Annotated in this window: 23 protein-coding genes; 5 read left to right on the forward strand and 18 right to left on the reverse strand. The window is 46.3% G+C overall.

Annotation, left to right across the window (positions count from 1 at the left end; translation table 11 throughout):
- Nucleotides 1-12: 12 nt before the first annotated feature.
- Genes B9A22_RS11455 through B9A22_RS11475 form a run of 5 tightly spaced genes read right to left on the reverse strand, consistent with a single transcriptional unit; the run spans nucleotide 13 to nucleotide 6,341 of the window.
- Nucleotides 13-561 (reverse strand): GDYXXLXY domain-containing protein, encoded by a 549-nt coding sequence (locus B9A22_RS11455; RefSeq protein WP_084575861.1) that lies wholly within the window; start codon nucleotides 559-561, stop codon nucleotides 13-15.
- The gene (locus B9A22_RS11460) at nucleotides 551-1,846 is read right to left on the reverse strand and encodes a DUF2157 domain-containing protein (RefSeq protein ID WP_176215490.1); all 1,296 of its coding nucleotides are present in this window, start codon (nucleotides 1,844-1,846) and stop codon (nucleotides 551-553) included. Before B9A22_RS11460 ends, B9A22_RS11455 begins: the two co-directional genes overlap by 11 nt.
- A gap of 42 nt (nucleotides 1,847-1,888) precedes the next feature.
- Nucleotides 1,889-4,051 (reverse strand): DNA helicase RecQ, encoded by a 2,163-nt coding sequence (gene recQ / locus B9A22_RS11465; RefSeq protein ID WP_084575863.1) that lies wholly within the window; start codon nucleotides 4,049-4,051, stop codon nucleotides 1,889-1,891.
- 22 nt (nucleotides 4,052-4,073) lie between these two features.
- Nucleotides 4,074-4,409, reverse strand: a complete 336-nt coding sequence (locus B9A22_RS11470) for an arsenate reductase family protein (protein WP_084575864.1) — start codon at nucleotides 4,407-4,409, stop codon at nucleotides 4,074-4,076.
- Between the two features lie 27 nt (nucleotides 4,410-4,436).
- Entirely contained in the window at nucleotides 4,437-6,341 is a 1,905-nt protein-coding gene (locus B9A22_RS11475) for an ABC-F family ATP-binding cassette domain-containing protein (RefSeq protein WP_084575865.1), read from the reverse strand.
- Nucleotides 6,342-6,523: 182 nt separating this feature from the next.
- On the opposite strand from B9A22_RS11475, the gene B9A22_RS11480 reads away from it, so the two are divergent.
- A complete protein-coding gene (locus B9A22_RS11480) occupies nucleotides 6,524-7,852 on the forward strand; it encodes a DEAD/DEAH box helicase (RefSeq protein WP_084575866.1) in 1,329 nt (442 codons plus the stop codon).
- Here the strand turns inward: B9A22_RS11480 and B9A22_RS11485 are convergent, their stop codons facing one another.
- The 6 genes from B9A22_RS11485 to B9A22_RS26320 form a co-directional block, all read right to left on the reverse strand.
- Nucleotides 7,853-8,086, reverse strand: coding sequence for a topoisomerase DNA-binding C4 zinc finger domain-containing protein (locus B9A22_RS11485; protein WP_245823962.1), 234 nt, complete (start codon nucleotides 8,084-8,086; stop codon nucleotides 7,853-7,855). It abuts the gene before it with no gap.
- A gap of 74 nt (nucleotides 8,087-8,160) precedes the next feature.
- Entirely contained in the window at nucleotides 8,161-8,760 is a 600-nt protein-coding gene (locus B9A22_RS11490) for a DUF1638 domain-containing protein (protein WP_084575868.1), read from the reverse strand.
- A gap of 175 nt (nucleotides 8,761-8,935) precedes the next feature.
- A complete protein-coding gene (locus tag B9A22_RS11495; RefSeq protein ID WP_084575869.1) occupies nucleotides 8,936-10,942 on the reverse strand; it encodes a DNA topoisomerase III in 2,007 nt (668 codons plus the stop codon).
- Nucleotides 10,939-11,331 (reverse strand): rhodanese-like domain-containing protein, encoded by a 393-nt coding sequence (locus tag B9A22_RS11500; RefSeq protein WP_084575870.1) that lies wholly within the window; start codon nucleotides 11,329-11,331, stop codon nucleotides 10,939-10,941. Before B9A22_RS11500 ends, B9A22_RS11495 begins: the two co-directional genes overlap by 4 nt.
- Nucleotides 11,332-11,502: 171 nt before the next feature.
- On the reverse strand, nucleotides 11,503-12,666 hold the full coding sequence (locus B9A22_RS11505) for a DEAD/DEAH box helicase (RefSeq protein ID WP_084575871.1): 1,164 nt from the start codon (nucleotides 12,664-12,666) through the stop codon (nucleotides 11,503-11,505).
- 22 nt (nucleotides 12,667-12,688) lie between these two features.
- A complete protein-coding gene (locus B9A22_RS26320; protein WP_281252391.1) occupies nucleotides 12,689-12,814 on the reverse strand; it encodes a hypothetical protein in 126 nt (41 codons plus the stop codon).
- Between the two features lie 82 nt (nucleotides 12,815-12,896).
- Between B9A22_RS26320 and B9A22_RS11510 the strand changes: the two genes are divergently transcribed.
- A complete protein-coding gene (locus tag B9A22_RS11510; protein WP_084575872.1) occupies nucleotides 12,897-13,214 on the forward strand; it encodes a hypothetical protein in 318 nt (105 codons plus the stop codon).
- A gap of 22 nt (nucleotides 13,215-13,236) precedes the next feature.
- Complete coding sequence (locus B9A22_RS11515) at nucleotides 13,237-13,596, forward strand: cupin domain-containing protein (RefSeq protein WP_084575873.1); 360 nt, start codon at nucleotides 13,237-13,239, stop codon at nucleotides 13,594-13,596.
- 207 nt (nucleotides 13,597-13,803) lie between these two features.
- Here the strand turns inward: B9A22_RS11515 and B9A22_RS11520 are convergent, their stop codons facing one another.
- The 4 genes from B9A22_RS11520 to B9A22_RS11535 all read right to left on the reverse strand — a co-directional run bounded on the left by B9A22_RS11520 (nucleotide 13,804) and on the right by B9A22_RS11535 (nucleotide 17,345).
- Nucleotides 13,804-15,162, reverse strand: a complete 1,359-nt coding sequence (locus tag B9A22_RS11520; protein WP_084575874.1) for a PFL family protein — start codon at nucleotides 15,160-15,162, stop codon at nucleotides 13,804-13,806.
- 71 nt (nucleotides 15,163-15,233) lie between these two features.
- A complete protein-coding gene (locus tag B9A22_RS11525; protein ID WP_084575875.1) occupies nucleotides 15,234-15,503 on the reverse strand; it encodes an ACT domain-containing protein in 270 nt (89 codons plus the stop codon).
- Nucleotides 15,504-15,652: 149 nt separating this feature from the next.
- Nucleotides 15,653-16,570 (reverse strand): NAD(P)/FAD-dependent oxidoreductase, encoded by a 918-nt coding sequence (locus B9A22_RS11530; protein ID WP_084575876.1) that lies wholly within the window; start codon nucleotides 16,568-16,570, stop codon nucleotides 15,653-15,655.
- Nucleotides 16,571-16,583: 13 nt separating this feature from the next.
- Nucleotides 16,584-17,345, reverse strand: a complete 762-nt coding sequence (locus B9A22_RS11535; RefSeq protein ID WP_084575877.1) for a flavin reductase family protein — start codon at nucleotides 17,343-17,345, stop codon at nucleotides 16,584-16,586.
- 135 nt (nucleotides 17,346-17,480) lie between these two features.
- On the opposite strand from B9A22_RS11535, the gene B9A22_RS11540 reads away from it, so the two are divergent.
- Nucleotides 17,481-17,690 carry a DUF896 domain-containing protein gene (locus tag B9A22_RS11540; RefSeq protein ID WP_084575878.1) on the forward strand — a complete coding sequence of 70 codons (210 nt, stop codon included), beginning with the start codon at nucleotides 17,481-17,483 and terminating at the stop codon, nucleotides 17,688-17,690.
- 99 nt (nucleotides 17,691-17,789) lie between these two features.
- Here B9A22_RS11540 and B9A22_RS11545 read toward each other — a convergent pair whose 3' ends face one another.
- The 3 genes from B9A22_RS11545 to B9A22_RS11555 all read right to left on the reverse strand — a co-directional run bounded on the left by B9A22_RS11545 (nucleotide 17,790) and on the right by B9A22_RS11555 (nucleotide 20,067).
- The gene (locus tag B9A22_RS11545) at nucleotides 17,790-18,176 is read right to left on the reverse strand and encodes a DUF1540 domain-containing protein (protein ID WP_084575879.1); all 387 of its coding nucleotides are present in this window, start codon (nucleotides 18,174-18,176) and stop codon (nucleotides 17,790-17,792) included.
- 147 nt (nucleotides 18,177-18,323) lie between these two features.
- Entirely contained in the window at nucleotides 18,324-18,557 is a 234-nt protein-coding gene (locus B9A22_RS11550) for a hypothetical protein (RefSeq protein WP_084575880.1), read from the reverse strand.
- 202 nt (nucleotides 18,558-18,759) lie between these two features.
- A complete protein-coding gene (locus tag B9A22_RS11555; protein WP_084575881.1) occupies nucleotides 18,760-20,067 on the reverse strand; it encodes an APC family permease in 1,308 nt (435 codons plus the stop codon).
- Nucleotides 20,068-20,199: 132 nt separating this feature from the next.
- On the opposite strand from B9A22_RS11555, the gene B9A22_RS11560 reads away from it, so the two are divergent.
- Complete coding sequence (locus B9A22_RS11560; RefSeq protein WP_084575882.1) at nucleotides 20,200-21,600, forward strand: [Fe-Fe] hydrogenase large subunit C-terminal domain-containing protein; 1,401 nt, start codon at nucleotides 20,200-20,202, stop codon at nucleotides 21,598-21,600.
- The last annotated feature ends 26 nt before the right edge of the window (nucleotides 21,601-21,626 follow it).

A 21,626-nucleotide genomic window follows, 5' to 3' on the forward strand; every position in this document is an offset into this window, starting at 1 on the left:
TTTTGTTAATCCTTACTGCGACTGCCGCAAAAATTCATATAGGGTTTTATCGCCAATATATAGCTGCTCGATAACGCCGTAACCATCTTTGATCCGGACGGCAGCCACCCCTGTTTTACCTGCACTTTTTCGATAGGCATCTTCAGCAGCAGGAGCCAGGTCCTCTGGCAAATAATAGCGCGAAAACGGCAGAATGAAATGAACCGTATTGTGCCCATTGGCATAGGCTTTCCCTTTTATATAGGCGCCTTGCTCCGGTCGGTTGACACTAACCCCGCTGATATAGGCTTTACCCTCAGCGTTCTCATCAATGATGGCATACACCATTTGTCCCGCAACCAAGTTAACATTATCAATGATGGGCACATTGTTTTCCTTAAATCTGAGTTCAACATATCGTCCCTTAAAAGCATCATACGGGTCTACCGGAGCCGTTTCCCAATAAAACTGACGACCAGTCTGCAGAACGTTTTCCCATCGCCAGGCCATATAGAGTGGCACTATTGCCTGTAGCAGCCCAACAACGATAAATAAGAGAAGCAGGAGTTTTCTATTTTTCATTCTGCCACCCCGCTTTGCGACGTACCAAAACGACGTTGGCAACAAGAAAACCTATGCCGATTAGGACAAATACGACGCCGCGAACGACAAAACTCAAATCAATGTCAAAGAAGCGAGCAACAATGAGTGCCGCCATTACCACCATGCCCAGATTCACAATACCAAGGCTGCGTTCCCGCACTCCGGCGCTAATAATGCAGATGCTTACCCACAGCATATACCCGTTTAAAATGAGGGTTGCGCCTATGCCACTGCCATCGTAAAACTGAACCAAATAGGCTACACCAATTACACAGGGTATCAGCGAAAGCCACTTAGCCTCCAGGATCTTTCTTTTGGCCGCCATGATATTACCGCCAATCACCATGCCCAGGAGTCCACATGCCAGCACGTAGGATAACAATGGGACAGATTGCCAGTTTGATACTACATGTTCCCAAATATCATTGAACGTCAAAACAAAAGTTAACCCTATACTCCCGACCAAACCTACCGCTTTGAACGGCATACGCCAGCTTTCTCCTGGACGGGTAAACCATAATAGTCCGACAAGATATGCTAGTGTAAAAAGTGCGCTATAAATGAGTAGACCCAGTTGGTCTAAATAGTTTGAAAATGCTGCCGCAAAACAAAAATAAAAACAGATCGTTATAACCCAAGACAAGACAACAGTAGTATTGGCATTGCGGCTATTCTTGAGCAAGCTCCAATAATAAGGCTGAGCTAATCCTAGCAACACCCAGATAAGCTGTTTGCTTATGCCAGAATGACCGCCAGTCCAGAAAGTTACCCCAATAACATACATTACAGCAACACCGGCCGAATTCATCAGATACATCAAAGGCAGCGACAACACCATCCATGTGAGCAGAAAGGCATCGGTGTCTTCTACCAGATGATAGGTCTGCCCAACCAACGCCATAGCTGCTCCGACCATAAGCATGAGCAAGGTAGCTGCTGCTTCGCGCCAAACTAGGCTATCCCGTTTGAACCAGAGCACGGTGCCGGCACCTATTTGGGCGGCTAACAGCAGGCCAACAGCAATTGCCAGGCGGTTTATCTTGGTTAGTTGTGCCCAGTTATGGGCCAAGATCAGGATAATACCAAGGCCTACCAGCAGAGCGCCAATAACACCAAAGACAACAAGAAATGTCCTGTTTCCTGTGTTCTCCTCAACAGGCCCATAGTGATTTTTTAGGAGTTCCACGCTTTCAGCCGGAATTACCCCTTTTGCTACAAGTTCTGGCAACTGTTGGTACAACCATTCCACTTCTTTTTTATTCATAAGCATTCTCCCGATTACGTAGTTGCGCCATAAGCCTCTCTGCTAATTGCCTGCAGCATTAAAATGCTTGCATAACACGGCTTTAATCGCCGCATAGCTTACGGCATCAGGCAAAGCATCCTTTAGTGGCTTTAACTGGCTGCTGCCGATTTCTTTTATCTTGGCAATCATTAGTTCTTCATACTGCACAGGGATAAGCCTGTCCCAATCAACTGCATATCCTTCGTTAGCGCATCGCACCAGATGATTTTGCACAGTGTTAATTGTTAAATCCCGGGTTTGGGCAATCTCATCAAGGCTACTCCCTTGCCGGTACATCTCTAGTGTTACTAGATGACTGGGTTCTGCTTCGGATTTGCTGCTACTTTTTTTGCTTGCTGCTTTTTTCACAGGCTCAGGAGTTGTAGTTACTGACGTGGTGCTTGCAGCGGCGGTATTTTCGGCCAGATACTTAGTGATAACAGACAAAAATTCCCCACCATATTTCTGCAATTTCAGCTCACCAACCCCCTTGATTTGCCGCATAGCAGTAAGGTCTGCTGGACGGTGCTCGCTCATCTCCCGCAAGGTTGTGTCGGCAAACACGACAAAAGGCGGTACTCCTTCCCGCTCAGAAATCCGCTTACGACACACACGAAGCAGCTCAAACAACGTATCATCAGCAACCGGCTGCCGTTCAGTAAATACCTTTTGCCATACTTGGGTTTCACTTCTTAGCACCGATAGCGATTCAGGCACCAGCTTTACTACCGGGTATTCACTCTCGGTCAGGCGCAAATATCCTGTGGCGACCAACCGCTGCACCAGTGTCTTAATATCCTGCAATGTGCGTTCAGCCATTAAACCATAGGTCGGCAATTGGTCAAAGCCCAGTTGCTGGACTTTTTTGTTTTTAGAACCTTTGAGGACATCAGCAATCACGGAAATACCAAAGCGTTCTTTCATGCGATAAATGCAGGAAAAGACCTTTTGTGCGTCAACAGTAATATCTACCTGTTCACCATCAGCCATGCAATTGCCGCAATGTCCGCAGCCTGGGCCTGCTGCAAATTCACCAAAGTAGTTTAATATATAATGCCGCAGACAGTCAGGCGTATGACAGTAATCCACCATCTCCTGCAATTTCTTAAGTTCATGCTGCTTACGTTCAGGATGCTCGACAGACTTGTCGATCAGAAAACGCTGCAAAAGCGGGTCCTGCGGCCCGAAAAGCAAGATACATTCCCCTGGCTCGCCGTCACGCCCGCTACGTCCGGCTTCCTGATAGTAGGACTCCATATTTTTCGGCATGTTGTAGTGTACCACATAACGTACATTAGATTTATCAATCCCCATGCCAAAAGCGTTGGTCGCCACCATAACCCGGATATCATCATAGAGAAATTTTTCCTGCTGTGTCATGCGTTCTTCATCACTTAACCCAGCATGGTAATGACCGGCGGCATAACCTTTTTTGCGAAGCATTTCATATAACCCGTCGACCTCTTTACGGGTAGCTGCATAAATAATGCCTGATTGGTTGGCATTTGCCTTAATATACTGTAACAGAAACTGCTGCTTATTTTCGCCGCGCATGACCGTAAAGGACAGATTAGGCCGGTCAAACCCTGTTATATACACCTGAGGCCAACGGAGCGCCAGCAAGTCGGCAATATCGGTCTTAACCTCAGGTGTTGCTGTGGCCGTAAATGCGCCAATGACTGGCCGGTTAGGCAAATTCGCAATAAACGTGCTGACATTCCGGTAGCTTGGGCGGAAATCATGGCCCCACTGCGACACACAGTGGGCCTCATCGATGGCCAGCATACTTATCTTGATTTGGCCGATGACTGATTGAAACCAGTCGGCTGTCAGCCGTTCAGGAGCCACATACACCAGCTTATACCGTCCAGCACGCATATTATTGAGCCGCCTGCCAGCCTCAGATCCTGTCAGCGAGCTATTGATAAATGTAGCCGGTATCCCTTGCGCGGTTAGAGCGTCTACCTGGTCTTTCATGAGGGAGATAAGCGGCGAGACCACAATTGTAATACCTGGCAACAACATAGCCGGAATTTGAAAACACAGCGATTTGCCTGCCCCAGTAGGCATGATGGCTACAGTATCTTTGCTATTAAGCAAACTGGCTATGACTTTGGCCTGTCCGGGCCGGAATTCATCATAACCGTAATATTTTTTTAGCACTTTGCGCGCTGTCTCAAGCATATTTTCTGTCTCCCATTTTAAATTAGCTCCAACTTTCCCAGATCTCAGGGCAGTAGCCGACTGTAGACTTGCCACCATTTCGCACCACTGGGGTCCTTAACAGCAGTGGAAACTCTAATAGCATTGCTTCTACATTGTGTACAAGATACTTCAGATTGCGTTTGGCATACTCTTTGCCTGTTTTATCAATCAGGTTCTCCAGCCCGCCAGCAGCAACCCGTACTTTGTCCAGTTCACCTTTACTTAAACCTCGCACTGTCAAATCGATAAAATGAAAGGGTATTTTGCGTTCTTTAAAATAACGCTCAGCCTTTCTGGTATCCTGGCATTTTTTTGTACCGAATATCTGTATATTCATAGCCGTCAGACTAACTCCTTTACCCTATCAGTTCCCAAGCTCTTCCACCAGCTCATTCAAATAAGTCCAGCGGTCAAGCAGCTCATTAAGTTGATTTTCCAGCTCCTGCTGCCTGCCAGTAAGCTGCTGCAACAGTTCAAAGTTGCTGCCTGCAGTATTAATGGCCGTCGCAACCTGCGCAAGTTCGTACTCAACCCCAGCAATTACCGCTTCAATCTGTTCATATTCCCGCTGTTCTTTGAAAGACAGCTTACGGGGCCGCTCCTTAGGCCTCTCTTGAACTACTGGCTTCTTATCTATTGCTCCTTTTCCCTTATCACCGTTTTCAGACTCAATCACATTGATTTTGTCCTGGTAATCCGAATAGTTACCAGAATATTGCGTTATTGTTCCATTCCCCTCAAAGGCAAATATTTTATCGACAATCCTGTCCAAAAAATATCTATCATGTGATACTACAATAACGGCACCTGGGAAATCGTCAAGATAGTCTTCAAGAATGGTTAAGGTTTGGACATCAAGGTCATTAGTCGGTTCGTCCAAAAGAAGTATGTTAGGTGCACTCATTAAGATCCTGAGCAGGAATAGACGCCGTTTTTCTCCGCCTGACAGCTTAGCAATGGGTGTCCATTGAAGGCTTGGCGAAAAGAGAAAGCGTTCCAGCATCTGTGCCGCACTAATCGTACCGCCGTCAGCGGTAGGCAAGAAATGGGCTTCTTCTTTAATATATTCAATGACCCGCAGGTCTTGGTTCATTTCACTGCTTTCCTGAGAAAAGTAGCCGATTTTCACTGTCTGCCCGATTTCAACCTGACCGTTGTCAGGAGTCAGACGACCAGCAATCATATTAAGCAAGGTTGACTTGCCGCTGCCATTAGGCCCGACAATACCCATTCTGTCATCTTTCAGCACAATATAACTAAAATCATCGATCAGTACTTTTCCACCAAACGCCTGGCCAATGTGCTCAAGCTCAATAATCTTGCGGCCTAACCGACTCGCACCGACAGATATCTCAAGTTGTCCATTACCAATTTCCGGCGTTTGGGCACTGAGCTGCTCAAACCGTTCGATTCGGGCCTTTTGCTTAGTGCTGCGCGCCTGAGCTCCCCGCCTGATCCAAGCAAGCTCATTTCTTAAAATATTCTGCCGTTTGCGCTCACTGGATTCTTGCTGTTCTTCCCGCTCAGCCTTGGACTCCAGAAATTTACTATAGTTACCCGCATATGTGTACAATCTGCCTCTATCCAATTCAATAATGCGGTTTGTTACTCGATCAAGAAAATACCGGTCATGGGTAATCATTAAGAGGGCGCCTTTGCGTTTAGCCAGGTACTGCTCCAGCCAGGCTACAGTATCATTGTCTATTTGGTTGGTGGGTTCATCCAGGATTAATAAGTCAGCCGGGTTAATCAGCGCACTGGCCAAGGCTACCCGTTTCCGCTGACCACCGGATAAGGTGCTGACAATGGCTGTAAAATCGGTAATTCCCAGCTTGGTAAGAATTGTTTTGGCATCACTTTCAAGCTGCCATGCATTCTGCGCATCCATCTGCTGCGTCAAAGTTATGAGCCGCTTCTGGTGGAAATCATCTTCAGGATGATTCTGAACTGCCGTCAATGCCTGCTCATAGTCTCTTAACACCTGCACCACAGGGGAATGCCCTTTGAACACCTGCTCAAGCACGGTAGCACTCGCATCAAACTCAGGATTTTGCGGTAAGTATTCTATTTGTACACTGCTGCCTGCCGTAATTTTTCCGGAGTCAGCCACTTCCACCCCAGCAACGACCTTTAAAAATGTTGATTTTCCGGTACCATTGACCCCAATCAGGCCAATTTTGTCCCCTTCATCTACACCAAATGTCACTTGGCTGAATAAGACCTTTTCGCCATAACTTTTTTCCAGATTATCTACTGATAATAAATTCATAGTACAGTCCTTTTAATTCGATTTTCTTCATTTTAACACAAATATCGAAGTTATTGAAGAAATAGTCTTTACTTTTATGGAAAATAGTAGTATATTATATTTTTATCCACACCGCATATCCATGTATTGGCTTGCACACACTTAAATACGGTATATTTTCGGAAAAGAAAGGTGTTCTTTAGATGTCGACAAACTTTTCAACCCTGGGCATTCGCCCTGAGTTGACTCAATTTTTAAAAGAATCGGGCATTACCCAGCCTACCCCAGTTCAAATCCAAACCATTCCGGTCATTATGGCAGGTAAAGATGTTATTGCCCAGTCCCAGACAGGCACAGGCAAAACCCTGGCCTTTTTGCTGCCCATTTTAGAAAAATTAAGAGGTTCGGCACCACATGTACAAGCTTTGATTGTCACCCCAACCCGGGAGTTGACACTGCAAATCAAGGCCGAAGCGGCAAAGCTGGCTGATGTGCTTGATATCAACGTATTAGCGGTATATGGCGGACAGGATGTAGATGAGCAAATCCGCAAACTAAGAGGCCAACCGCACCTTGTGATTGGCACCCCTGGCCGTCTGCTTGACCATGTGCGGCGTAAAACACTGGTACTGTCAGGGGTAACAAAACTAGTACTCGATGAGGCTGACCAAATGCTCCATATGGGCTTTTTAGACGAAATCGAAGAGGTTATTCAACTGACTTCTTCTAAGCGCCAAACCATGCTATTTTCGGCTACAATGCCGCCGAAGGTCCGGTCATTGGCTGCCAGATATATGACTAAACCGGCAGATATCCGTATCGAGAGCGCTAACGTAACCTTAGATGAAATTAAACAGGTTATCATTGAACTGCCTGAAGAAGAGAAACTTGACAAGCTCTGCAGCATGATTGACGAATATCAACCTTATCTGGCTATTGTATTTTGTCATACCAAAGAGAGAGCCAAGGCTGTTAATACCGCGCTTATTCAACGCGGCTACAAAGCTGACGAATTGCATGGCGACCTGTCGCAAACCAAGCGTGCCCAGGTAATGAGACGTTTTAGCGAGGCTAAGCTGCAGATCTTAGTTGCTACAGATATTGCTGCCCGGGGTCTTGATATCGAGGGCGTTACCCATATATTCAGTTACGATATCTCTCATGATCCTGAAAGCTATATCCATCGCATCGGCCGAACCGGCCGAGCCGGTGAAACGGGAACAGCCATCACCTTTGTCATTCCTGGTGAGCATATGTATTTGCGATTGATTGAACAAGGGATTAAGTCATCTATCGAAAAATATAAAGCCAACGGCCAGAAGGTTATAAAAAAAGCCAAAGTAATCGTTACTGCACCGAAAAAAGTGATCGAGAAATCAGCCACTGATAAAACGGCTACAGATAAAAAAGCAGTTAGTCATGGCGGAAGCAATCTACGCAGCCGCCGGAAACCAAAAGCTGCCAGTGAAAAAGCCGGCACAGGCAACAAAACATATGGCGACAAGCGGAAAAAATCCAAGGGCAAGGCCTAATCAGCCTTGCCCTTGTTGCCGTCCTGGCGGCATATCCGGCTTATCATTCTTGTCGTCAAAAGACGCGCGGCAAGCTGGGTAGCGCGAGCAACCCCAAAATTTACCCTGCTTGCCATTTCGCAGCTGCAGAACCCCTTTGCGGCAGCGCGGACAGTGATAGTCACCCTTAAGCGGTATGGCAGCACCCTTAGCCTTGGTACAGAGACCTGCCGCAAACCGAGCCTGCTGTCCCAAAAAAGTATCCAGACTGGCATTCCCCTGCCCAGTCAGGACGATATTAGCGAAGTACTTTTTGAAATTTGATTCTTCTAGTTTGCCCCCAAAGCCTCCCGCACCGCTGCCATCATATTGTTTTTAAACAATGTCAAATCCCCAGCTTCGATTTCAATCGGCACCTGCGCATATTCAAAAAACTCCAGCACCGCTTCATCGGTAATGTCACAAACCCCGGTATCAACCAACACAATCGTATCATAGAAAGCGAACGCCTGACGCATAGCCACGTCATCCACACCCCAACCGGGGTCAAAAAACTCACGCCATCGTACCAGCCAGCTTGAGGTCATATAAAACGTCTTAGGATTTCTCGCCTGACCATCCGGCAGCAATTCTCCCAAAAAAATCTCCCAGCAGTTGGCTCCCTGCAGACGCACCAGCTCATAACCTTGCAAAAACTCATAAAATAGCGGATGGCATTTCTCACCAAAGAGTAAAATTACCTTATCGGCTTGTACCGCCGTCAATGCCTCAATCAGCTTTTCTTGTAATTTTTTTAAATCGACATGCACGCGCAACGGCAAATACACGGTAGAAAATTCACAGTCAAACAGCTGCTCCTGCTCAAATTCCGCGATCACCTTGTCCAATTCCAATTGAAAAATTCCACAACCAAGAAAACATACTTTCATATACCCTTAACCTCCTGCCAGGTGATTGCAAATCTTTGCAAAATTTCACATATTTTATTATAGCACAGGTTCATGGATTGTATATTTCGGTCGAACTGGCCGCCGGAAACCAAAAGCTGCCAGTGAAAAAGCTGGCACAGGCAGCGAAACATATGGTAACAAGGGCAAGGCCTAATCAGCCTTGCCCTTGTTGCCGTCCTGGCGGCATGTCCGGCTTATCATTCTTGTCGTCAAAAGACGCGCGGCAAGCTGGGTAGCGCGAGCAACCCCAAAACTTACCATGCTTGCCATTTCGCAGCTGAAGAACCCCTTTGCGGCAGCGCGGACAGTGATAGTCACCCTTAAGCGGTATAGTAGCACCCTTAGCCTTGGTACAGAGACCTGCCGCAAACCGAGCCTGCTGTCCCAAAAAAGTGTCTAGATTGGCATTCCCCTCAGCCATCTGGTTCAAAATATTTTCCCAAAGGGCTGTAAAATCAGGGTATGTAATCTCATCTGGCAACATATCAACAAGCAAATATGCGGGCTCAGTGGGTTTGAGATATTTTTTCTTGGTTTCTTCCCGCAAAAAACCGCGTTCTGTCAGCTCTTTGATAATTGTGGCACGGGTAGCTTCGGTGCCGATACCAGATACATCTTTGAGCTGTTTTTTAAAATCCGGGTTTTTTACATATTTATGAATCTCTTTCATAGCAGCCAACAGCGTTGCCGCCGTAAAGCGACTGGGCGCTTTTGTCGATTTTTTTTCAGCCGAAGCCCGCATAAATTCAATTTGGTCGCCTTTTGTCATGGACGGCAGCATTCCACTGTCGTCCTCTTTTTTTTCTTCGGCGTCAGCGCCATAGACTTCCTTCCAACCCAATTCCTTAATGATGCGTCCATTGGCTGTGAATCTTTCACCAGCATGTTCCAGTTCAGCCCGCGTCTGGTCATAGACATGTACTGGATAGAATTGAGCAATATAAGACTGGGCAATAAGAAAGTATATGTTTCTTTCCGTCTCAGTCAAAGCAGCAAAATTGCACCGTTCCACCGTGGGAATTATGGCATGGTGGGCCGTAATTTTTTTATCATTCCAGGCCCGGCTTCTGATGGCAGGTTCTGCCTTACCGGACCAAGCTGCTAGCTCTTGATGAGCAAGACCGCCTAAGTTGCCTAGGATTCTGACAGCGTCATCTTGTTGGGATTCTGGCAGATACTCACAGTCAGAACGCGGGTAGGTGGTCAGTTTCCTTTCATACAACTTCTGAGCGGTGTCTAATACAGCCTGCGGATCATAGCCAAATTTTTTGCCAGCCATGACCTGAAGGGTTGAGAGCGACAGCGGCAACCGCTGTGGTTCTTTTTTCTCGGTGGTTTCGCATAAAACCACGGTGGCTGGCTCGACAGCTGCCTGCAGCGCTTCCAACAGGGCCTGAGCAATCGCCTTGTCAGCTAACCGGCCCTCAGTATCAAGACCTGGCTGGTCTTCCCGTGGCTTCCAGTAGGCTGTAAAAACGGTGTCCTCATGCTGAAAATCAGCTTTAACAGTAAAATAGTCGGCCTGTTTAAAGCCTTCAATTTCGCGTTCCCTACGGACAACCAGGGCCAACGTTGGTGTCTTAACCCGCCCTACCGGCAGCGTAGTCCTATGCCCGGCCTGCTGGGCAGCCAGGGTATATGCACGGGACAGGTTCATACCAATCAGCCAGTCGGCACGAGATCTGGCTAACGCTGACTGCTTGAGATTATAAAATTCTTGGTTATCGCGGAGATTACCAATGGCTTTTTTTATACTTTGTTCATCTAGGGCATTTAGCAAAATCCGGCGTACCGGCTTTTGGTTATTTACATAGTCAAGTACTTCGTCAATAAGCAGCTGCCCTTCACGGTCAGGGTCACCGGCATGCACAATTTCAGTAGCCTGATCAATCAAATTTGTGATGATCTCAAATTGTTTTTTGCAGGAATCAGCCACAAACAGCTTCCAGCTCTGCGGAATAATCGGCAAATCCTCTACCCGCCATCTTTCATACTTAGGGTCATATTCATCAGGTTCAGCCTGGCGAAGAATATGTCCATACCCCCAAGTGACTATGCCGCCACCTGTATTAATATATCCGTCTTTGCGGCCTACCGGTCCTGGCAGGCATTTGGCGATCTCGGCTGCCATGCTCGGTTTTTCAGCAATATATAGTCTCACTTAACCACCGGTCCACGCCAAGCCAACATGCCACCGTCGATGTTATACACATTATCAAATCCTTTGCTTCTCAGAAGACTTGTTCCCTGGCCGCTGCGGTTGCCACTCCGGCAGATAAGCAGTACTTTCTGATTTTTTGGCACCTCGTCTATACGTCTTTCTAATTGGTTGAGAGGAATGAGAGGTGCGCCTGGTATATGCCCATCCTGATATTCCTGCTGGGTTCGAACATCAATAACAAACGCCTCTTTATTTTGCCACAAAGCAAGCGCTTCATCAACAGTCACATTAACCCCTCCCTGGGTTGCTCCGGCCCCACCACAGCCAACGCTAAAGGCTAGTATCATTATCATAAGTACTGCCAATAGCAGTTTATTTCCCCTACGCATTAAGTCTTACCTCCCATGTCTCTTACATTTTAACATAATTATTGGAGTCCCTGCCACCCACAACAGTAAGAGGAATATTAATGCAAATGTGGAATATCCTAATTAGATCAGCCTTACTCGAGTATCGGCATAATTAAACGGTACTGACTCCCCAGTACCGTTTATCATCCGTCATTTAGGCTTGTTGCTGGTTCTTTTATCGTAAACCTTACCATGCGTAATATGTTTAGGCAGCATTTTTATCTGTAAAACCTTCTCATATTGAGCAATTAAAGCGGCTTCCCGGGGCGAGACTATTGAAATTGCCACACCGCTTTCCCCAGCTCGTCCGGTTCGTCCGGCTCGGTGCAAGTAAACCTCTGGGTCTTCCGGTAAATCCAAATTGAATACAAACTCTACTCCCGGTATATCAAGCCCCCGTGCTGCCAGATCTGAGGCAACTAAGAGTTGAATCTTGCCGCTCCGGAACCCATCCATGGCTTTTTTCCGGTCTTCTTTGACAAAACTGCCATGAATGCCGGCAGCAGTTAAGCCATGATAGTTAAGCTTGTCAACCGTCAGTTCCACATCATCACTTCGATTGATGAACACAAGTGCCTGCTCAATGTTAACGCCTCTGACTATTTTTCGCAGCACCTCAAACTTATCCCGCCGGTCTGACACAAAATAGACATGCTCAATGTCAGGCTTATTCTCAGCCTTACTCTGCGTCGACAATATCTCAACAGGACTATTCATAAGTTCTTTTACCTGATTGAGGGCTGCCGGTGGCATTGTTGCTGAAAAGGCCAACATCTGCCGGTCTTTTTGCGTAGTCTTTATGACAGCTTTAACACTGTTAGCATTTCTCTCATCAAGCAGCCTATCAGCTTCATCAAGAATGATGGTCTTAATGGTCTGGGTATTTATCTTCTTTTTCTGCACCAATTCAAGAATTCGTCCGCTAGAGCCTGTAATGATATGCGGCTTTTCTTTCAACTTTTCAATTTGACGCAGTATGTTGACATCACCAATGATCGGAGCCGAGGTTACCGGCAAGCCTGAATTCTTGGCCACCAATTCGATTTGCCGTTGTATTTGAATGGCCAGTTCATGTGTTGGCGCAAGAATAAGCACCTGCGTCTCGCGCTTAGTACTATCAATTTTTTGAAAGAGTGGCAGTAGATATGCCAGTGTTTTGCCTGTGCCGGTAGGCGATTGCCCAATAATGTCTTTGCCTGCTAGCGCCGCGGGAATAACTTCTGCCTGAATAGTGGTCGGAACAGAGATACCCGCCTTAGAAACACCTTCCACCAGAGGCGCTATCAGCCCTAATTGTTCAAAATTTGTATTCATATAGTATTTATCAACCTCCAGTCTATATCTTCCCGATAGAAAGTATAACTTTCTCCTGGATAAGGGCAACATCGGCTTCCGCTTTCGCCAAAGGCTCGGCGCAAGCCGTGTTTTCTTTATAGTTATGTCCTTTTTCAATCATTCTCATGGCCTAATTCAACATCAGGCAGTTCAATACCTCTAATCTGGTAATAGAAGCCAGTCAAATTATACATATGGAGATGATCGTAATGAGTAATAACACTATTTTAGAGTTTTATGAAGCACTGGGTTTTGAGGAAACAGAAACCGATGATGGTCTAATTGTTTTTGGCATTGAACTTACCCAAGAAGGAAGTTATGCCTTACTCACCGATGCTGAGGGTACCATGCCGAAAAACGCCACCCAAGAAATCATCTTTGCCTATTATACACCAGATGATTCATTTCTGTGGAGCGCCAGCTTTAAAAATTCGGCTGTATTTAAAGAGCTTTGGACAGGCGCTCAAACAGCAGAAGCCCGAGTCGATGCCATTGTACAGTACCGGAAGGAGCGCGAAGTATTCTAACTAACGGGAGGTTTTCTCGCTCATGCATGTTGTAAACGTATTAGAAAACATGGCCAAAACGCCAATTGACCCAGAGGTTGGCATTGCTATCGTTGAAGGAATGGCCGAGCCCGGAGTCAGTATGGGCCTAGCTGTAGTTAAGGACCGCATTCGTCCCCATTATCAAAAAGTCAGTGACGAGCTCTACTATATACTGCGCGGCCAAGGCATTATAACCATTGGCGGTGAGCGGCAGGAGCTGCGGGAAGGGGATGTTGTTGCCATCCCTAAAGGACAGGTTCACGGCTTCGTTAATACTGGTAAAGAGCCTTGTTTGGTGCTGTTTTCCAGCGGCCCTAAATTTGAAGCAGATAAGGATAGGTTTTTCCCAGAAAATATATAAGAATGAACATACAAAGGCGAGATTGCTTCACTATCGCTCTCAATGACCAAAGGGATATCCTCAGAATCCCGTCACTCAGAGCGTCAGCGTGGCAATCTCGCCTTTTGCATCCTGTAAGAAAGTATAACTTCCGCTGGATAAGGCAACATCGGCTTTCGCTTTCGCCCAAAGGCTCGGCGCAAGCCGTGTTTTCTTTATAGCCTTGGTTTAGTTTGTCAGGCTGCGGATCGGTGCCGGAATTCTCCCGCCCCTGGCAATAAAGTGGTCAGACTTAAACGTACTAACCTTAAGTATTGGGCTATAGCCTAAGAGGCCGCCAAATTCAACATTGTCGCCTACTGCTTTACCCGGCACAGGAATGATCCTCACTGCGGTTGTCTTGTTATTAATCATGCCAATAGCTGCTTCATCGGCAATAATGGCCGAAATAGTCGCTGCTGAAGTATCTCCAGGTACGGCAATCATATCAAGTCCAACCGAGCATACACAGGTCATGGCCTCCAGCTTCTCTAAGGACAGGCTGCCGCACTCGACGGCAGCAATCATGCCAGCATCCTCGCTGACCGGAATAAAGGCTCCACTCAGACCGCCAACATGAGAAGAGGCCATCAAGCCACCTTTTTTGACAGCATCATTTAAAAGCGCTAAGGCTGCTGTTGTGCCTGGGGCGCCACAGCTTTCCAGTCCCATTTCTTCCAGGATATGCGCTACACTATCGCCAACAGCCGGGGTTGGTGCTAGTGACAAATCGATAATACCAAAGGGATGGCCAAGCCGCCGTGCTGCTTCTTGTGCCACCAGTTGGCCAACACGGGTGATCTTAAAGGCGGTGCGTTTAATAGTTTCAGCCACTGTGCTAAAATCCCGCCCGCGTACATCTTCAAGCGCCCGTTTAACAACACCTGGACCGCTTACGCCAACATGGATGGTAACCTCAGGCTCGCCCACACCGTGGAACGCGCCAGCCATAAAGGGGTTGTCCTCAGGTACGTTAGCAAACACCACCAGTTTGGCGCAGCCTAAAGCATCCCGATCTTTAGTAAGTTCAGCAGTCATTTTGATGATCTCGCCCATTTCGCGAACACAATCCATATTAATACCGGCTTTGGTTGACCCCAGATTAACAGAAGAACACACTCGCTCGGTTACAGCCAGCGCCTCAGGAATAGAGCGAATCAGTATGCGGTCACCGTTAGTATACCCTTTTTCAACAAGTGCCGAGAAACCGCCGATAAAGTTAACGCCTACTTCCTTAGCAGCAGCGTCCAGCGCCTTCGCCACTTCAACATAGCTATCAGAACGACAGCTTTCAGCAGCAATGGCAATCGGGGTTACTGATATGCGTTTATTGATAATTGGAATACCATATTCGGCCTCAATATCTTCACCTGTCTTGACCAATTTCTCAGCAGTACGGGTGACCTTGTCATAAATATTTTGACAAAGAATCTTAATATCCGGATGTCCGCAGTCGCGCAAGCTGATACCCATAGTGATTGTCCTAATGTCCAGCTTGTTTTCTTCGATCATTCGGTTCGTTTCATGAACGTCCTTCATTGTAAACATGTTAGTTTTAAACCTCCAAGCCATTCTCTACTACCAACTAAGACTGATTAGAAATGTCCCAGATGCTAGACTTAAATACGATGCATGGTGCGGAATATATCCTCATGCTGTACTTTAATCTCAAGGCCCATAGCTGCGCCTTTCTCGCCTAGCAGCTGGCCTAAGTCTTTCAGACTGATAATCGACTGATTCATATCAACCAGCATGACCATGTTAAAGAAACCCTCAAGTATATTCTGGTTGATATTAAGGATATTCACATTGTTCTCCGCCAAAATGTTGCTGACCATGGCAATAATGCCTACCCTATCCTGTCCGACAATTGTTATGACAGTTCTCATATTCTCACACTCCAAAAATTTGTATTATGTCTTTAATGGTATGAATAATATTATACTCATTTTCCGGGAAAAGCCAAGTGTATGTAAAGAAAAAACACCTGCCGCACATGACAGGCGTTGATTTGTGCATGTATTGCTTACATTCTTACTTATACTCTTAGCTTATGCAGCAGGTATTCATAGGCTACCAGGGCAGCTTTCGAACCATCGCCGGCAGCAATAACGATCTGCTTGTCAGGCCCATTTGTCACATCACCGGCAGCAAACAAACCCGGAATTTTGGTACGCGTACGGCAGTCGGTAACAACCTCCCGGTATTCGTTGAAATCAAGTAATCCCTCACAATATTCGGAGTTAGGCATTAAGCCGATTTCCACAAATATCCCCTGTACTTCAAGCTCAATTTCTTTATTTGTCTCATTTTTAACTATAATCAGCTTTTCTACCGCCTGTGAGCCTTTTATTTCTTTTGTTGTATAACTCATAAGTTCAGTAACCGGCTGATCAAGCTCTTTTAGTTTTTCGAGCAAAATCGGGTCGGCCTTATAGCCCTCCAATGATATTAGGTAAACTTTTTCTGCTACGCCGCTTACCTCAATAGCTGCCTGTAGAGCCGAATTGCCACCGCCAATAACAGCCACTGTCTTACCCGCAAACAATGGGCCGTCACAGGTTGCACAATAGCTAACACCCCGGCCGGTGAACTCTGCCTCCCCAGGAACTTCAAGCCGGCGCGGTCGCTTGCCTGAGGCAACAATAACAGCTTGCGCCTGATACTCCCCCCCATCACTGGTTATTGTGAAGGTTCTGTCAGGATTGACAGCCAAGCCTGTAACTTCCTCATATTTTATTTCAATAGGAAACTTTCTTACCTGTTCATCAAACTTCTCCATAAGCTCAGGCCCGGTAACAAACTGATAGCCCATATAATTCTCAATATCCATAGTCCACATCGGCTGACCGCCAAACTCTTTTGTCAGTATCAGCGCCTTCATCCGCTTACGCGCCGCATACACGGCAGCTGTCATCCCAGCTGGCCCCCCGCCAATAATTATCAGCTCATACAAAAGCCATCACCCTTTAACGTTTACTTCTCCTGTATAAACTATATGTTAGTGCTTCGGCATTTGCTACCATTCTTCCAGAAGTAACATCAGCAATAAACAATGTATGAGTACCTATGTCCACGGTTTTGTCAGGCAATACCTTAGCTTCAATGTATGCAAGGCAATCTTTAAGGATTGGGCAGCCATTTTTTCCGAAAATGTATTCTATCCCAGCAAATTTATCGACATTACGGCCTGATTGGTAGCCAAACCGCCGGACAGCGTCTGTTTGATCGCTTCCCAACATAGACACAGCAAATACACCACTTGCCACAACATACTCGTGTGTAAGATTGTTTTTATTAAGGCAAATGGACACCCGCAAGGGGTTGCTGGTCACTTGAAATACCGTATTACAACATTGCCCGTTGATAGTATTATCCTTGATGGAGGTAACTATATATAGACCATAGCTAATTTTATCAAGTGCCGAATTAGCAGTCTCCGGGCCTGCCTCTGCCACCGCTTCTCTAGTCAACTTCACAGCCTCGTCCAGCAAGAGGACAAACAACTCAGAGCCTACGCCGCACAATGGGCAGCTGTCTGGTGGCGTGTCTCCCGTATGAACGTAATCACATACAGTACATTTCCAGCGTTTTACCGCTAACTGCTGCTCGGCAGCTAGCTCTTTCACAACCACAAAATCCTCTGGTCCAACACCGCAAATTGGGCATTCTGCAGGGGGCTTGTCTCCCTCGTGTATATAACCACATACATTACAGCGCCACTTATTCATAAAATCTCACCTTTCCCATCAAAATCGAAAATAGTTTTCCTTTAATTGTTATTTTCAGTCCATCTTGCACATTTGTCAATAATTTGCTAGTATTTTTCTATACAATCTATTGCGTGAAAGCGAGGGAATCATTCCATGATAACTCCTGAACTGATTGCCAGAATCAATGAATTGGCCAAAAAGAGCCGTGATACCGGTCTTACTGATAGTGAACTTTCTGAACAGACCGATCTGCGCCGCCGCTATATTGACCATATGAAAACCCAGGTTAAAGCCCAGCTTGACTGTGTCAAGTTTGTTGATCATGAAGATACGTGTAAGTGCGGTTGCCACAGTAAACACTAAATTAAGAAAATGAGCAGCTTATACCGTAATATCGATATTAACGCTTAACAGAAATAAAAAGCCGAGGCATGCCTCGGCTTTTTATTTCTTCTGGTTGCATTATTTTTGTGATTGAAAAGTTTCACAATCGGTATCTGAAGTTTTAGCAGCGTTAGGACCGGCTACATGAATGTGTTCGGCGTTGCAATAGTTGCCGTTATCCCAAAACTTACAGTTGTTAACAAAACATTCTACCGCAGGAGTGATTTGAGTTCCTTCCATAAAGGCGGCCGTTACACTGCCGCCGATATTGGCATTGTGGAAGGCACCAATCATGTCTCCCACAGTTTTACGGTGATGGAAAGCCTTGCACAGGGTATCTTGCGGCTTAGCGGAAGTGCCTTGCGCTTCATCATTATAAACGCTAATTTTTGCAGCCATGCATTGATCGCCAGGCATATAGTGGGTACACTGATCAACACTACACTTAACCATTGGATTGGACATAGTTGTTCACTCCTTATGTTTTTTTCCCTGTTAGAAAGTGTAACTTTCCTCCTGGATAAGGCAACATCGGCTTACGCTGTCGCCAAAGACTCGGCGAAAGCCATGTTTTCTTTATATTATCTGTATATATGTCAGCTTTTATGCCAGCTAAATTGACACAAGCGCCAGTGCCACCCGGGCATCATAATCACACTCAGGACAGTACATAAGGTGTACACAATATCCCTCAGACTTGAACGGCAGTGACTCTATTTCAGCATACGGACTGTAGGGACCAAGATAATTATTGAGCGAACCGCCGTCAATTATTATCTGACCGCAATAAGGGCACCTCTCGTCAACTGCCTCCAGCGCATTACACAGTGGACAAACTTTTTCCATGCTGCCAACACCTCATCACTAACATCCCTGATTTAGTTTGTTCATACATCCTGTTATTTAATCATAAAGAAAACACGGCTTACGCCGAGCCTTAGCGAAAGCGGAAGCCGATGTTGCCCTTATCCAGACGGAAAGTTATACTTTCTTACAGGAAAAAACCAGGGGCAAAAGCAAATTATGTCTTTTACCCCTGGTTTGTGATTTACTTGTTTCTTTTTAAAATCATATACACTGGAACACCGGCAAGCGTAATACAGAGAGCATACAGCGCATCACCAGGGTTATTTGTCAGCATACTAAAGGCAATATACACTGAACCTAGGATGGCAATGGCTGGTACTACTGGGTAGCCTGGAACACTATAAGGTCGCTCGGCATTGGGATATCGTTTGCGTAAAATAAACACGGCCATGAAGGCTAAGATATAAAATACCCAAATAATGAACATGGCCATGTCGGTCAGACGGTCAGGATCACCGAGTGTCATCAGGGCTGCAGCCAGAATTACCCCCAGAATCAGAGCATTCGCCGGCGCACCTGATTTGCTGTGGACTCTACCCAAAACTTTTGATCCAGGCAGAAGACCATTCTGCGCCATGGCATAGGGAACTCGCGCACCTGTTAAGATATAGCCGTTAAGCGCACCGAAGATTGAAATCAAGATACCGATATTGATCAGTCTGCCACCCATTTCACCGAACAATAGCCCTGCTGCGGTTCCTGCGGCACGATTGCCAAGAAGCGCAATCTCAGAAGCAGGTAATAGGTGCAAAAGAGCCATATTTACAGAAAGATACGCAACAATGACAATCCCCAATCCAACAATGATTGAGCGCGGCAACTCTTTTGCCGGGTTTTTCATTTCACCGGCAACGAAACTAACATTTATCCAGCCGTCATACGCCCACAAAGTGGCTAAAATAGCCGCCCCCATTCCTGCCGTTTCCGCCACACCGCTTGGCATACTAAGAATCTGACCATTGCCTTTCAATAGACCAAACACAGCAATAATCACAATAGGAACAAGCTTGGCTGCTGTAGATACCGACTGAATAAAACCACCATACTTTGTACCGAGCGCATTAACTCCACCTAAAAAAGCGACTGTCGCAATTGCTACAGGTAGTTTCCATGCTTCCGGCAAGCTAAAAAAGGGCAGTAGCAGCGAGGCAAAATACAGACCGAGCGCACCGGTTGTTGCCGGACCATAAATCAAGGTTTGCACCCAGCCGAATAGATAACCCCACATCTTTCCATAGACTTCGTCAAGATAAGCATACAAACCGCCGGTCTTGGGAATCTGCGCACCAAGTTCAGCTACAGTCAGGCCGGCAGCGATGGTAATAATACCGCCTAAGCCCCAGGCGACAAGGGCCATGCTTGAATCCCCGGCAGCCGCAATTACTTTACCTGGTTTCATAAAAATTCCTGAACCGATAACCATGCCGACAACTAGCGCCGTGGCAGCTAATAAATTAAGGTCTTTTTTTAGAGTAGGTTGTTGATTCATGTGATCTCCTATTCTATTTTTGAGAATACTAGCTATTACAATATCAAAAAAACACACAGACTTCAACAGGAATTTCTACAAAAAACGTCAAAATATTAATGGTAAAAATATCTTGATTGGATAGGTGATAATATGGCAAAGATTACCCCTCCAGATCTAAATATCAGACCACGAATTCTCTATCAGGTAGCAAAGGCCGCCTGGGAAGGCCATCTATTCGAGCGTAAGGAAGAAATATGCCACTTGCTGCAGCGAGAGTTTGAAGATAAAGCGACCCGCCGTCTGGTCGCCAATCAGATTCGCATTGCTATGGGGCTTGAGCCGAACAATTCAGAAGAAGTGATTAATGAATATGACGAAGAGGCTCTCATGGGCATGGGCAGCGAACCTGTTGTTATCGCTAACCCAGAAGCTTGTCAAGATTGTAAGGGTTCGTCCTGCGAAAAAGCATGTCCACTTGGCGCTATTACGCGCGATGAGCTTGGTAGACCCTCTATTGACAGAAACAAATGTGCCAACGACGGCTATTGCATTAGTGCCTGTGAGTTTGGCGCTTTAGCTGATAAATCCCAATTTGTGCCACTGATTAATCTTCTTCGCCAGAACACACACAAAGTATATGCCTCAGTGGCACCTGCCTTTGCTGGCCAGTTTGGCCCTGATGTAACTCCTGGTAAACTGCGCAGTGCGCTTTTGAAATTAGGCTTTAATGAAATGGTGGAAACAGCGTTGTACGCCGACCTTATCACTATTAAGGAAGCCTTTGAATATGACGAACACGTTAAGGACGAGCATGATTTTTTGATCACCAGCTGCTGTTGCCCTATTTGGATTAAGCTGATCGAAAATAAATTTCCTGATCTAATGGGTCATATCTCGCCTTCAGTATCTCCCATGATTGCCTCCGGTCGGGTAATTAAAGAACTTGAACCAGATGTCAAGGTAGTCTTTATCGGCCCCTGTGTTGCTAAAAAATCCGAAGCACAACTACCTGATCTAAAAGGCGCTATCGACTTTGTTCTGACCTTTCAAGAACTTCAGACTATCTTTGAAGCAGCAGATGTCAACCCAGCTGATGAACCGGATGAGGAAAATCCTATTGCCTCTTGGGGCGGCCGGCTGTATGGCCGGACAGGCGGTGTCAGCGCGGCAGTTGGCACTACTCTTGAAAAACTGATCCCCCGTCGTGCCGAGAAATTCAATCCCATCAGAGTTGATGGAATACCAGATTGTACTAAGCTATTGGAAGATATTAGAGCAGGCAGGCTTGAGGCTAACTTTGTCGAAGGCATGGCCTGTAAAGGTGGCTGTGTGGGTGGCCCTGGACGGCTTATTCCTCCTGAACTGGGCACCGGCCATGTAAATGACTATGGTAGTGCCGCTCACGCCCATACTCCGGTTGAAAATCCGCAGGTATATTCTATTTTAGCCAAGCTTGGCCATTATCAAGGCATGCCGACAATGACTGGCTCAAGCAAAATGGCGGCCATTCTGGCCCGTAAGCTTGATCCTAATCCTGACTCAAAACACTAAAAAGATGACCCTGCCTAACTCATTCT

Source organism: Sporomusa malonica (assembly GCF_900176355.1).
Lineage (GTDB): Bacteria > Bacillota > Negativicutes > Sporomusales > Sporomusaceae > Sporomusa > Sporomusa malonica.

Excerpts from the sequence above, each read along its gene's own strand:
- B9A22_RS26320 (WP_281252391.1), bottom strand. The coding sequence starts at position 12,814 with ATGAGAATGATTGAAAAAGGACATAACTATAAAGAAAACACGGCTTGC.
- B9A22_RS11490 (WP_084575868.1), bottom strand. The coding sequence starts at position 8,760 with ATGAAAGTATGTTTTCTTGGTTGTGGAATTTTTCAATTGGAATTGGAC.
- B9A22_RS11510 (WP_084575872.1), top strand. The coding sequence starts at position 12,897 with ATGAGTAATAACACTATTTTAGAGTTTTATGAAGCACTGGGTTTTGAG.
- B9A22_RS11525 (WP_084575875.1), bottom strand. The coding sequence starts at position 15,503 with ATGAGAACTGTCATAACAATTGTCGGACAGGATAGGGTAGGCATTATT.
- B9A22_RS11560 (WP_084575882.1), top strand. The coding sequence starts at position 20,200 with ATGGCAAAGATTACCCCTCCAGATCTAAATATCAGACCACGAATTCTC.
- B9A22_RS11500 (WP_084575870.1), bottom strand. The coding sequence starts at position 11,331 with ATGCGTAGGGGAAATAAACTGCTATTGGCAGTACTTATGATAATGATA.
- B9A22_RS11555 (WP_084575881.1), bottom strand. The coding sequence starts at position 20,067 with ATGAATCAACAACCTACTCTAAAAAAAGACCTTAATTTATTAGCTGCC.
- B9A22_RS11455 (WP_084575861.1), bottom strand. The coding sequence starts at position 561 with ATGAAAAATAGAAAACTCCTGCTTCTCTTATTTATCGTTGTTGGGCTG.
- B9A22_RS11545 (WP_084575879.1), bottom strand. The coding sequence starts at position 18,176 with ATGTCCAATCCAATGGTTAAGTGTAGTGTTGATCAGTGTACCCACTAT.
- B9A22_RS11515 (WP_084575873.1), top strand. The coding sequence starts at position 13,237 with ATGCATGTTGTAAACGTATTAGAAAACATGGCCAAAACGCCAATTGAC.
- B9A22_RS11505 (WP_084575871.1), bottom strand. The coding sequence starts at position 12,666 with ATGAATACAAATTTTGAACAATTAGGGCTGATAGCGCCTCTGGTGGAA.
- B9A22_RS11540 (WP_084575878.1), top strand. The coding sequence starts at position 17,481 with ATGATAACTCCTGAACTGATTGCCAGAATCAATGAATTGGCCAAAAAG.
- B9A22_RS11475 (WP_084575865.1), bottom strand. The coding sequence starts at position 6,341 with ATGAATTTATTATCAGTAGATAATCTGGAAAAAAGTTATGGCGAAAAG.
- recQ (WP_084575863.1), bottom strand. The coding sequence starts at position 4,051 with ATGCTTGAGACAGCGCGCAAAGTGCTAAAAAAATATTACGGTTATGAT.
- B9A22_RS11550 (WP_084575880.1), bottom strand. The coding sequence starts at position 18,557 with ATGGAAAAAGTTTGTCCACTGTGTAATGCGCTGGAGGCAGTTGACGAG.
- B9A22_RS11460 (WP_176215490.1), bottom strand. The coding sequence starts at position 1,846 with ATGAATAAAAAAGAAGTGGAATGGTTGTACCAACAGTTGCCAGAACTT.
- B9A22_RS11470 (WP_084575864.1), bottom strand. The coding sequence starts at position 4,409 with ATGAATATACAGATATTCGGTACAAAAAAATGCCAGGATACCAGAAAG.
- B9A22_RS11480 (WP_084575866.1), top strand. The coding sequence starts at position 6,524 with ATGTCGACAAACTTTTCAACCCTGGGCATTCGCCCTGAGTTGACTCAA.
- B9A22_RS11520 (WP_084575874.1), bottom strand. The coding sequence starts at position 15,162 with ATGTTTACAATGAAGGACGTTCATGAAACGAACCGAATGATCGAAGAA.
- B9A22_RS11535 (WP_084575877.1), bottom strand. The coding sequence starts at position 17,345 with ATGAATAAGTGGCGCTGTAATGTATGTGGTTATATACACGAGGGAGAC.